This is a genomic window from Pseudomonas sp. SWRI111 (assembly GCF_014268555.1).
In the GTDB taxonomy this organism is placed as follows: Bacteria; Pseudomonadota; Gammaproteobacteria; order Pseudomonadales; family Pseudomonadaceae; genus Aquipseudomonas; species Aquipseudomonas hamedanensis.
The window spans coordinates 159359-171567 of record NZ_JABWQQ010000003.1 but is presented as its reverse complement, the minus strand read 5'-3'; the positions used below and the strand labels follow the sequence as shown (position 1 = coordinate 171567).

Genomic DNA, 12209 nt, shown 5'->3' with positions numbered 1-12209 from the left:
TGGCTCCATTTTGTGGTCAGCCTTCGAGCTTGCTTTTCAGCAGTTCGTTCACCTGCTGCGGGTTGGCCTTGCCTTTGGAGGCTTTCATAGCCTGGCCGACAAAGAAGCCGAACATCTTGCCGCGTTTGGCTTCGTCAGCCGCGCGGTACTGTTCGACCTGCTCGGCGTTGGCCGCGAGCATTTCGTCGAGTACGGCGGAGATCGCGCCCGTGTCAGTGACCTGCTTGAGGCCGCGCTTTTCGATGATCTCGTCAGCGCTGCCTTCGCCGTTGGCCATCGCTTCGAACACAACCTTGGCGATCTTACCGGAGATGGTGTTGTCCTTGATGCGCTGCAACATGCCGCCCAGTTGCTCGGCGGACACTGGCGATTCCTCGATGTCCAGGCCTTGCTTGTTGAGCAGGCTGCCCAACTCGACCATCACCCAGTTCGCCGCCAGTTTCGCGTCGCCACCAATGGCCGCGACTTTCTCGAAGTAATCCGCCTGCTCACGGCTGGTCGCCAACACGTTGGCGTCGTAGGCCGACAGACCGAACTGGCTCTGGAAACGCTCGCGCTTTTGCGGTGGCAGTTCCGGCAGAGTTGCACGCACCTCGCCGAGGAACGACTCTTCGATGACCACCGGCAGCAAGTCCGGATCGGGGAAGTAACGGTAGTCGTTGGCTTCCTCTTTCGAACGCATCGGACGGGTCTCGTCCTTGTTCGGATCGTACAGACGGGTTTGCTGAATGACTTTGCCGCCGTCTTCGATCAGCTCGATCTGCCGCTGGATTTCGGAGTTGATCGCCTTCTCGATGAAGCGGAACGAGTTGACGTTCTTGATCTCGCAGCGCGTACCGAACTCGGCCTGGCCCTTCGGACGGATCGACACGTTGCAGTCGCAACGCAGCGAGCCTTCGGCCATGTTGCCGTCGCAGATGCCCAGGTAGCGCACCAGCGCGTGGATTGCCTTGACGTAAGCCACGGCTTCCTTGGCGCTGCGCATGTCCGGCTCGGAGACGATTTCCAGCAGCGGCGTGCCGGCGCGGTTCAGGTCGATGCCTGTGGCACCGTTGAATTCTTCGTGCAGGCTCTTGCCGGCGTCTTCTTCCAGGTGCGCGCGGGTGATGCCGACGCGTTTGACCGTGCCGTCTTCCAGCGCGATGTCCAGGTGGCCCTTGCCGACGATCGGCAGTTCCATCTGGCTGATCTGGTAGCCCTTCGGCAGGTCCGGATAGAAATAGTTTTTACGGGCAAACACGTTGTGCTGGCCGATCTCGGCGTCAATCGCCAGACCGAACATCACCGCCATCCGCACGGCTTCCTGGTTGAGCACCGGCAGCACGCCCGGCATGCCCAGGTCGATCAGGCTGGCCTGGGTGTTCGGCTCGGAACCGAAGGTGGTGGAACTACCGGAAAAGATTTTCGACCGGGTGGTGAGCTGAGTGTGAATCTCCAGCCCGATCACGACTTCCCATTGCATGTGTGTCTCCTCAGAAGCCGGTTGGGGTGCGAGTGTGCCAGTCGGTATTCAGCTGGTACTGGTGCGCAACATTAAGCAAACGGCCTTCCTGGAAGTACGGTGCGAGCAATTGCACGCCCACCGGCAGACCGTCGACAAAACCGGCCGGCATCGACAGGCCCGGCAGGCCGGCGAGGTTGGCGGTGATGGTGTAGACGTCTTCCAGATAGGCAGCGACCGGGTCGCTGTTCTTCGCGCCGAGCTTCCAGGCCGGGTTCGGCGTGGTCGGGCCGAGGATGATGTCGACCTCATTGAAGGCCGCCATGAAGTCGTTTTTCACCAGACGACGGATCTTCTGCGCTTTCAGGTAGTAGGCGTCGTAATAACCGGCGGACAGTGCGTAGGCACCGACCATGATCCGGCGCTGTACTTCGGCACCGAAGCCTTCGCCTCGGGAGCGCTTGTACAGGTCGATCAGGTTTGCCGGGTTCTCGCAGCGATGGCCAAAACGCACGCCGTCGAAACGCGACAGGTTGGAAGACGCTTCTGCCGGGGCGATCACGTAGTACGCCGGAATCGCGTGCTGCATGTTCGGCAGGCTTATTTCCTTGATCACCGCACCGAGCTTCTGCAACTGCTGGATGCTGTTCTGGATCAACTCGGCGATGCGCGGGTCGAGACCGGCGCTGAAGTATTCCTTCGGCACGCCGATGCGCAGGCCTTGCAGCGAATCGCCGAGGCTGGCGGAGTAATCCGGCACCGGCTCATCGATGCTAGTCGAATCGTTCGGGTCGAAGCCGGCCATGCCTTGCAGCAGGATCGCGCAGTCTTCGGCAGTGCGCGCCAACGGGCCGCCCTGATCGAGGCTGGACGCGTAGGCAATCATGCCCCAGCGCGAAACGCGACCGTAGGTCGGCTTCAGGCCGGTGAGGTTGGTGAAGGCGGCTGGCTGGCGGATCGAGCCGCCGGTGTCGGTGGCGGTCGCGGCAGGCAACAGACGCGCGGCCACAGCCGCCGCCGAACCACCGGACGAACCGCCCGGTACGTGTTCCAGGTTCCACGGGTTTTTCACCGCGCCGTACCAGCTCGACTCGTTGGCCGAACCCATGGCGAATTCGTCCATGTTGGTCTTGCCCAGGGTCACGGCGCCGGCGGCGGCGAGTTTCGCCACCACGGTGGCGTCGTACGGTGCCTTGAAGTTGTCGAGCATCTTCGAGCCGCAGCTGGTGCGAATGCCCTGGGTGCAGAACAGGTCTTTGTGGGCGATCGGCGCGCCGAGCAGGGCGCCGCTCTCACCGCTGGCCCGGCGCGCATCGGCGGCTTTCGCCTGCTCGAGGGCCAGCTCTTCGGTGAGGCTGATGAAACTGTTGAGCTGCGGATCGAGCTGGGTAATACGCGCCAGCAGGACTTTGGTCAGCTCTTCGGAGGAAAACTTTTTATCGGCGAGACCGCGGGCGATCTCGGCCAGAGTCATTTGATGCATTGCAGGCTCTTTCCCTTTAGTCGATGACTTTCGGAACCAGGTACAGGCCGTTTTCGACCGCTGGTGCGATGGACTGGTAGGCCTCGCGGTTATTCGTCTCGGTCACGACGTCGGCACGCAGGCGCTGACTGGCTTCCAGAGGGTGGGCCAAAGGCTCGATACCGTCGGTATTGACGGCCTGCATCTCGTCGACCAGCCCGAGAATGCTGTTGAGGGCGGAAGTAATGTGTGGAAGATCGGCATCGTTGAGGCCAAGGCAGGCCAGGTGCGCGATTTTTTCCACGTCGGAGCGTTCTAGCGCCATCGGGATTCTCCAGTGGAAAACAGAACGGACGGCGTCCGTGTGTTAGATTGTCGGAACACTACCGCACTTCTACGGTCATAAGGCCGCGATTGTGGGGCTTGGTGCACAGAAAAGCGGCCAATTTAACATATTGGCGCCTTGCCCAAAATCCCTGTCGTTGTTAGAGTTTGCCGCACTTTTTTACCCACGCGTTGCCTAGGGTCCCTTTCCCATGTTCAAGAAACTGCGTGGCATGTTTTCCAGCGATCTTTCCATTGACCTGGGCACTGCCAACACCCTTATTTACGTGCGCGAGCGCGGTATCGTCCTGAATGAGCCATCGGTTGTGGCCATTCGGACACACGGTAACCAGAAAAGTGTCGTCGCTGTCGGCACCGAGGCCAAGCGCATGCTCGGCCGTACGCCGGGCAACATTGCTGCCATTCGTCCGATGAAGGACGGCGTGATCGCCGACTTCAGCGTCTGCGAAAAGATGCTGCAGTACTTTATCAACAAGGTTCATGAAAACAGCTTTCTGCAGCCCAGCCCTCGTGTGCTGATCTGCGTTCCCTGCAAGTCCACCCAGGTTGAGCGTCGTGCCATCCGTGAATCGGCCCTTGGCGCCGGTGCCCGTGAAGTGTTCCTGATCGAAGAGCCAATGGCCGCTGCGATCGGTGCCGGTCTGCCGGTTGAAGAAGCCCGCGGTTCGATGGTCGTGGACATCGGTGGTGGTACCACCGAAATCGCCCTGATCTCCCTCAACGGTGTGGTCTACGCCGAATCCGTACGTGTGGGCGGCGACCGTTTCGACGAAGCGATCATCACTTACGTGCGTCGCAACTACGGCAGCCTGATCGGTGAATCCACCGCTGAGCGCATCAAGCAGGAAATCGGTACGGCCTACCCGGGCGGCGAAGTGCGCGAAGTCGATGTTCGCGGTCGCAACCTGGCCGAAGGCGTTCCACGTGCATTCACCCTGAACTCCAACGAAGTGCTGGAAGCTCTGCAAGAGTCGCTGGCCACCATCGTTCAGGCCGTGAAGAGCGCGCTGGAGCAGTCGCCGCCGGAACTGGCTTCCGACATCGCCGAGCGCGGCCTGGTGCTGACCGGTGGTGGCGCGCTGCTGCGTGACCTCGACAAGTTGCTGGCTCAGGAAACCGGTCTGCCGGTGATCGTTGCCGAAGATCCGCTGACCTGTGTGGCTCGCGGCGGTGGCCGTGCGCTGGAAATGATGGATAAGCACACCATGGATCTGCTTTCCAGCGAGTAATTCGTTGGTTGCAATACGTGGGTGAACGCACAGGCAGCACTTTGCAGTGCTGCCTGTTGGCGTTTATCTTCTGTCAGTCTTCATCCAGGCCGGTTTGATGCCGTATGAATAAACAGAACATTTGCCTGGGAGGAGCGGCTTATTAAACCGCTTTTCGCCAAGGGCCCTTCGTTGGGCGTGCGCCTGTTGGTGCTGGCCGTGCTGTCGGTCGCGCTGATGGTGGTCGATGCGCGTTTCGACCTGCTCAAGCCCGCGCGCAAGCAAGCGTCGCTGGTGCTCATGGATGCCTACTGGATCACTGACCTGCCCGGCCGGTTGTGGGAAGGGGTCGCCAGTCAGTTCGGCAGCCGCACCGAGCTCGTCGCCGAAAACGAAAAACTCAAGACCGAGAACCTGCTGTTGCAGGGGCGCATGCAAAAGCTCGCGGCCCTGACCGAGCAGAACGTTCGGCTGCGCGAGTTGCTCAATTCCTCCGCACTGGTCAACGAAAAGGTCGAAGTGGCCGAGTTGATCGGCATGGACCCCAACCCTTTCACCCATCGCATCATCATCAACAAAGGTGAGCGCGACGGCGTGGTGCTCGGCCAGCCGGTGCTCGATGCACGCGGGCTGATGGGCCAGGTGGTTGAATTGATGCCATACACCTCACGTGTCCTGTTGTTGACCGACACCACCCACAGCATTCCCGTGCAGGTCAACCGCAACGGTCTGCGCGCGATTGCCAGCGGCACCGGCAACCCGGAGCGTCTGGAATTGCGCCATGTCGCTGACACGGCGGACATCAAGGAAGGCGATCTGCTGGTCAGCTCCGGCCTCGGCCAGCGCTTTCCGGCCGGTTATCCGGTGGCCACGGTCAAGGAAGTCATCCACGATTCCGGCCAACCGTTCGCCATCGTCCGCGCCGTGCCAACCGCCGCCCTGAACCGCAGCCGCTATCTGCTGCTGGTGTTCAGCGACAGCCGTACCGCCGAAGAGCGCGCCAATGACGCCGCCCAGGCCCAGGAAGCGCTCGACGCGCATGGTGGCGGTCCGATGTTGCCGGCCAGTGTGCCGAAACCGCTGATCATGCCCGCGACGCCGTCGACAGCACCAGCTCCTGCCGCCGAAGCCGCAGCGCCCGCAGTCACACCCGCCGCTGCCAAACCACCGGCAGCCAGCAAACCACCGGCGAAACCGCCAGCGACTACCGGGGGACGAGAATAATGGTCGGCGCGAAAAAATCCGGAAACGGCTGGATGATCTGGCTGACGTTCTTCGTCGGCATCCTGCTCAGCGTTTCACCGCTGCCGATCTTCATGGAAATCCTCCGCCCGCTGTGGCTGGCCCTGCTCGTGACCTTTTGGGCGCTGTACATGCCGCACACGGTTGGCATGGTCACCGCATTCTGTCTGGGGCTGGCCGAAGACGTGCTGCAGGGCGACCTGCTCGGGCAGAACGCGCTGATCCTGACCCTGATCACCTTCCTCGTCCTGTCACTGCAACAGCGTCTGCGCATGTTTCCGATGTGGCAGCAGTGTCTGGTGATCCTTGTGATCTTCGGCCTCGCGCAACTGGCGCAACTGTGGCTAAGCGCCTTGACCGGCAATCGCCAGCCAACCCTGGCGCTGGTCCTGCCGGCGCTGGTCAGTGCCTTGCTCTGGCCGTGGGTCAGCTTCGCCCTACGCGGAATGTGCCGACGCTACAGAATCTATTGAACCGGTGAGGCAGGGCACTGAACAGGGAGATGGTTTGATGAAACTGCTTTACCTCGCCTCCGGATCGCCACGTCGCCGTGAACTGCTCGCGCAGATCGGCGTGCGGTTCACCGCCATCAGCGCGGACATCGACGAAACCCCGCTTCCTGACGAATCGCCCTCGGCCTATGTCGAACGCCTCGCGCGTGGCAAGGCTGAGGCCGGACGCCGCGCGGTCGTCGCCGACCAGCCGTTTTGTGTACTGGGGGCCGATACCGCAGTGGTGCTCGACGGCAAAATTCTCGGCAAACCGGTGGACGAAGCCGACGCATGCGCCATGCTGATGATGTTGTCCGGCAACGAGCACGAAGTGCTGACTGCCATCGCCATTGTCGAAGGCGAGCGCTGCGAGTCGCGGGTGGTGCGCAGTCGTGTGCGCTTTCGCCCGATCAGCCGCGATGAGGCCGCCGCCTACTGGGTCAGCGGCGAACCGCGCGACAAGGCCGGCGGCTACGGCATTCAGGGCCTCGGCGCGGTGTTTGTCGCCGGACTCGATGGCAGCTATTCGGCCGTGGTCGGCCTGCCGCTGTGCGAAACCTCTGAGGTGCTGGGCCATTTCGGCATACCCTGTTGGCAAAACCTGAACACGCCCTGAGCGTCGTACGAATCCAGATGCGGCCACTATCGTGAACATGCCTGAACGAGATCCTGCCATGAGTGAAGAGATTCTGATCAACATCACGCCGATGGAGTCGCGCGTGGCAGTGGTCGAAAACGGTGTGCTGCAAGAAGTCCACGTCGAGCGCACGCAAAAACGCGGAATAGTCGGCAACATTTATAAAGGCAAGATCGTCCGGGTACTGCCGGGCATGCAGGCAGCGTTCGTCGACATCGGCCTGGACCGCGCCGCGTTTATTCACGCCGCTGAAATTTCCTTGCGTGAAGGGCCGGCGGTGGAAAGCATCAGCTCGCTGGTGCACGAGGGCCAGAGCCTGGTGGTACAAGTCACCAAGGACCCGATCGGCTCCAAAGGTGCGCGTCTGACGACGCAGCTGTCGATTCCCTCGCGCTATCTGGTGTACATGCCGCGCACCGCGCACGTCGGGATTTCGCTGAAGATCGAAGACGAAGCCGAGCGCGAACGCCTCAAGCAGGTGGTCAGCGATTGCGTGGCAAAAGAAGGCATCAAGGAGGCCGGCGGCTTCATTCTGCGCACCGCCGCCGAGGGCGCGGGCGCTGACGAGATCCTCATGGACATCCGCTACCTGCGCCGCCTGTGGGATCAGATCAACGAACAGATCAAGACCATTGCCGCGCCGAGCGTGATATACGAAGACCTCGGCCTGGCCCTGCGTACCCTGCGCGATCTGGTCAATCCGAAAATCGAGAAAATCCGCATCGATTCCCGGGAAACCTTCCAGAAAACCACGCAGTTCGTCGCCGAACTGATGCCGGAAATCGCCGATCGTCTGGAACACTACCCGGGCGAACGGCCAATCTTCGACCTGTATGGCGTCGAAGACGAAATCCAGCGCGCGCTGGAACGCAAGGTACCGCTGAAATCCGGCGGCTATCTGGTGATCGACCCGGCGGAAGCCATGACCACCATCGACGTGAACACGGGCGCCTTCGTCGGCCATCGCAATCTCGAAGAAACCATTTTCAAGACCAACCTCGAAGCGGCCACGGCGATTGCCCGGCAGATGCGCCTGCGCAATCTGGGCGGGATCATCATCATCGACTTCATCGACATGGAAGATGAAGAACATCAGCGGCAAGTGTTGCGCACCCTGGAAAAACAGCTGGAGCGTGATCACGCCAAGACCAACATCATCGGCATCACCGAGTTGGGTTTGGTGCAGATGACGCGCAAGCGCACCCGCGAAAGCCTCGAACAAGTGCTCTGCGAACCGTGCAGCAGTTGTCAGGGACGGGGCAAATTGAAGACCGCCGAAACCATCTGTTACGAGATCTTCCGCGAGATTCTGCGCGAGGCGCGGGCCTATCAGGCCGAGGGTTATCGGGTGCTGGCCAACCAGAAAGTGGTCGATCGCCTGCTCGACGAAGAGTCCGGTAACGTCGCCGAGCTTGAAGGCTTCATCGGTCGCACCATACGCTTCCAGGTAGAAACCATGTATTCCCAGGAACAATATGACGTGGTGCTGCTCTGAAGCCCTGCGTCACCTTTCATTCAACGCGGCTGGCCTCAGCTTTTCGCAGTATTTTTGCCATGGGAGCCAACTGACATGGAGCGTCTGACACGCATTTTGGCCGCACTCACCCGTTGGGGGCTGGGCCTGTGCGCGTTGGTTCTGGTGTTGATGGCTCTGTACGTCAGTCTGGGCCGCGAGCTGACCCCACTGGTGGCCGAATACCGCGCCGATCTTGAAGACAAGGCCAGCGCCGCCCTCGGTATGCCGTTGCAGATTGGCGAGCTGGAAGGCAACTGGAGCGGTTTCGCGCCGATCCTGCTGGCCCATGACGTGATGGTCGGCGACGGCGCCAACGCGTTGCGGCTGGACCGCGTGCGGGTGGTGCCGGACCTGTGGGCCAGTGTGCTGGCCCGCGAAGTACGCCTCGCGCATATCGAACTCAACGGCCTGAAGATCAGCCTCAAGGAAGCCGAAGACGGTAGCTGGGCACTGGAAGGCCTGCCGGTGCAGAAGGATCAGCCGTTCGATCCGGTCCAGTTGTTCCAGCGTTCGCAGATGATCAAACAATTGTCGGTGCTCGACAGCCAGGTCACTTTGCAACCGCTCGATCACCCGCCAATGACGCTGACTTATGTCGGGCTGAATCTGCACACCGGCGCCAGCCGCCAACGTCTCGATGCCCGTTTGACCCTGCCTGACGGCCAGCCTGTCGCGCTGAACCTGCGCACGCGGATTCGTCCCGATCAATGGCAGAACAGCGCCATCGAGGCATACGCCAGTCTGCCGCAGAGCGACTGGTCCAAGTGGTTGCCCGAGCGTCTGACACAACAGTGGAATTTTTCCCGGATCAAGGCCGGCGGTGAGTTGTGGGTCAATTGGGCCGAAGGCGCCCTGCAAAGCGCCGCGCTACGCCTGAATGCACCGCAAGTCACCGGTGCCTACGCCGAGCGCAAACCGATCCAGATCGACAATCTGGCGCTGAATGCGTATTACCAGAACAGCCCCAAAGGCGCGACGATCACCCTCGACTCGCTGGCGATGAGCTTCGGTGAAACCCGCTGGGAGTCCCGCGTTCAGGTACAACAGACCCGGGCGAGCGACACGGTTGAAGAGCTTTGGCATTTGCAGGCCGACCGCCTCGACCTGACGCCGATCACGCCGCTGCTCAATGCGCTGGGACCGTTGCCACAGGGTGTCGCCACGGCGGTTGAGCGCTTGAAGGTGACCGGCGGCTTGCGCAATGTCCTGCTGGATTTCCGCCCGAACGCCACCGACGGCAACAAATTCGGCTTTGCCGCCAACCTGGATAACGTCGGTTTCGACGCCTACCACGGTGCGCCAGCGGCGCGAAATGTCAGTGGCAGCCTCGCCGGCAATCTCGACGGCGGCGAGCTGCGCCTGGACAGCAAGGATTTTGTCCTGCACCTCGACCCGATTTTCGCCAAGCCGTGGCAATACCTGCAGGCCAATGCGCGGCTGACCTGGAAGCTCGACAAGGACGGTTTTACCCTGATCGCGCCCTACCTGAAAGTGCTGGGCGAGGAGGGCAAGATTGCCGGCGACTTCCTGATTCGCCTGCACTTCGACCATAGCCAGGAAGACTACATGGACCTGCGCGTCGGCCTGGTCGAGGGCGACGGTCGCTACACGGCCAAATACCTGCCCGCCGTGTTGAGCCCGGCGCTGGATCAATGGCTGCGCACGGCGATTCTCAAGGGCGCGGTGGATCAGGGTTTCTTCCAGTATCAGGGATCACTGAGCAAGAATGCCGGTGAGGCCGACCGCAGCATCAGCCTGTTCTTCAAGGTGCATGACGCCGAGCTGGCGTTCCAGCCGGGCTGGCCGCACGTGAGCAAGGTCAGCGGTGACGTGTTCATTGAAGACAGCGGCGTGCGCATCTGGGCCAGCAAGGGCCAGTTGCTCGATACGCAAGTCAGCGATGTCTTCGTCAATATTCCCCACGTGCCCGCCGGGCAGAACACGCACCTGCGGCTCGATGGCGCATTCGCCGGTGGTCTGGGCGACGGTTTGAAAATTCTTCAGGAAGCGCCGATCGGTACGGCCGAAACCTTTGCCGGCTGGGAAGGCGCCGGTGATCTGAGCGGCAAGCTCAAACTGGACGTTCCGCTGGCCAAGGGCGATCAGCCGAAAATTCTCGTTGATTTCAAGACCGCCAACGCACGACTGAAGCTGGCCGAGCCGACGCTGGAGCTGACCCAGCTCAAGGGCGATTTTCGCTTCGACAGCGCCAAAGGCTTGAGCGGGCAGAACATCACCGCGCGGGCTTTCGACAAGCCGGTGAGCGCGCAGATTTTTGCCGACGGCAGCCCCAACAAGCTCAGGACCCGCGTCGCAGCGTCGGGGCAGGTTGAAGTCAAGAAACTCACCGACTGGCTTGGCGTGACGCAGCCGTTGCCGGTGTCGGGGACGATTCCGTATCAGTTGCAATTGACCCTCGACGGCGCCGACAGCCAGTTGATGGTCAATTCCAGCCTCAAGGGCGTGGCAGTGGATCTGCCTGCGCCGTTCGGCATGGCCGCCGATGTCGGGCGCGACACCGTGTTCCGCATGACCTTGCAGGGCCAGGAGCGGCGTTATTGGGTCAGCTACGATCAACTCGCCAGTTTCACCTTCGCCGCGCCGCCGGCCAGTTTTGCCGACGGTCGGGGCGAGTTGTTCCTCGGTGCCGGCGAGGCGCTGCTGCCGGGATCCAGAGGCCTGCGCATACGTGGCGTGCTGTCGGAACTCGACGTCGCGCCGTGGCAGGACGTGCTGAATAAATACGCCGGACAGGATGTCGGTGGCAGCGCCAACAAGCTACTCAGCAGTGCGGACTTCAAGGTTGGCAAGCTGACCGCGTTCGGCACCACGCTGGATCAGGCTTCGGTGCTGCTCAATCGCAAGCCGGCAGCCTGGAACCTGGCGCTCGACAGTCAGCAAGCCAAAGGCACGGCCAGCCTGCCGGACGCCAAGGGCGTGCCGATTGCAGTGAACCTGCAATACGTCAAGCTGTCCGCCCCCGACCCGGCGGTGCAGGCCGACGAAAACGCGCCTGACCCGCTGGCCTCGGTCGATCCGACGAAAATTCCGGCACTGGATATCACCCTCAACCAACTGTTCCTCGGCCCGGATCTGGTCGGTGGCTGGTCACTGAAAGTGCGGCCGACCGCCAAAGGCATCGCCCTGAACAACCTCGACATGGGCCTCAAAGGCATCCTGTTGCAAGGCAATGGTGGCTGGGAAGGCGCGCCGGGATCGACCAGCAGTTGGTACAAGGGCCGCATTGGCGGCAAGAACCTCGCTGACGTGCTCAAGGGCTGGGGTTTCGCACCGAGCGTGACCAGTGAAGAATTCCACATGGACGTCGATGGCCGCTGGCCGGGCTCGCCGGCGTGGCTGGCGACCAAGCGCTTCTCCGGCACTCTGGATGCCTCGCTGAACAAGGGCCAGTTCGTTGAAGTGGAGGGCGGCGCTCAGGCGCTGCGGGTGTTCGGCCTGCTCAACTTCAATTCGATCGGCCGGCGTCTGCGCCTGGACTTCTCCGACCTGTTCGGCAAGGGCTTGAGCTATGACCGGGTCAAAGGTCTGCTGGTGGCGAATAACGGCGTCTATGTGACGCGAGAACCGATTCGCCTGACCGGCCCTTCGAGCAATCTTGAGCTGGACGGCACACTGGATCTGGTGGGTGACAAGGTGGATGCGAAATTGCTGGTGACCTTGCCGGTGACCAACAACCTGCCGATCGCCGCGCTGATCGTCGGCGCACCGGCGGTCGGCGGTGCGTTGTTCCTGATCGACAAGCTGATCGGTGACCGCGTGGCACGCTTCGCCAGTGTGAAGTACACCGTCAAAGGCCCATGGAAAGAGCCGAAAATCACCTTCGACAAGCCTTTTTGAACGGCCCGG

9 protein-coding genes are annotated in these 12209 nt (G+C 61.7%); 6 read left to right on the top strand and 3 right to left on the bottom strand.

What is annotated here, in order from left to right; all coding sequences use genetic code 11:
- Nucleotides 1-16: 16 nt before the first annotated feature.
- The 3 genes from gatB to gatC are packed head-to-tail and all read right to left on the bottom strand — an operon-like array spanning nt 17 to nt 3228.
- A complete protein-coding gene (gene gatB / locus HU755_RS06320; protein ID WP_186547277.1) occupies nt 17-1462 on the bottom strand; it encodes an Asp-tRNA(Asn)/Glu-tRNA(Gln) amidotransferase subunit GatB in 1446 nt (481 codons plus the stop codon).
- Between the two features lie 10 nt (nt 1463-1472).
- A complete protein-coding gene (gene gatA / locus HU755_RS06315; protein WP_186630958.1) occupies nt 1473-2924 on the bottom strand; it encodes an Asp-tRNA(Asn)/Glu-tRNA(Gln) amidotransferase subunit GatA in 1452 nt (483 codons plus the stop codon).
- 16 nt (nt 2925-2940) lie between these two features.
- A complete protein-coding gene (gatC, locus tag HU755_RS06310) occupies nt 2941-3228 on the bottom strand; it encodes an Asp-tRNA(Asn)/Glu-tRNA(Gln) amidotransferase subunit GatC (RefSeq protein ID WP_007976465.1) in 288 nt (95 codons plus the stop codon).
- 211 nt (nt 3229-3439) lie between these two features.
- Here gatC and mreB point away from each other — a divergent pair, with 211 nt between their 5' ends.
- From mreB to HU755_RS06280, 6 genes are all read left to right on the top strand, one after another.
- On the top strand, nt 3440-4477 hold the full coding sequence (mreB, locus tag HU755_RS06305) for a rod shape-determining protein MreB (RefSeq protein WP_002555108.1): 1038 nt from the start codon (nt 3440-3442) through the stop codon (nt 4475-4477).
- A 141-nt stretch (nt 4478-4618) separates the two neighbouring features.
- Nucleotides 4619-5680, top strand: coding sequence for a rod shape-determining protein MreC (gene mreC, locus HU755_RS06300; RefSeq protein ID WP_186631020.1), 1062 nt, complete (start codon nt 4619-4621; stop codon nt 5678-5680).
- Complete coding sequence (gene mreD, locus HU755_RS06295) at nt 5680-6171, top strand: rod shape-determining protein MreD (RefSeq protein WP_024011608.1); 492 nt, start codon at nt 5680-5682, stop codon at nt 6169-6171. The genes mreC and mreD overlap by 1 nt, the downstream gene beginning before the upstream one ends.
- Nucleotides 6172-6208: 37 nt before the next feature.
- Nucleotides 6209-6805 carry a nucleoside triphosphate pyrophosphatase gene (locus HU755_RS06290; protein ID WP_186630957.1) on the top strand — a complete coding sequence of 199 codons (597 nt, stop codon included), beginning with the start codon at nt 6209-6211 and terminating at the stop codon, nt 6803-6805.
- Between the two features lie 58 nt (nt 6806-6863).
- Nucleotides 6864-8321, top strand: a complete 1458-nt coding sequence (rng, locus tag HU755_RS06285) for a ribonuclease G (protein WP_016771696.1) — start codon at nt 6864-6866, stop codon at nt 8319-8321.
- A 75-nt stretch (nt 8322-8396) separates the two neighbouring features.
- Nucleotides 8397-12200: a YhdP family protein gene (locus HU755_RS06280; protein ID WP_186630956.1), complete on the top strand. Its 3804-nt coding sequence runs from the start codon at nt 8397-8399 to the stop codon at nt 12198-12200.
- The last annotated feature ends 9 nt before the right edge of the window (nt 12201-12209 follow it).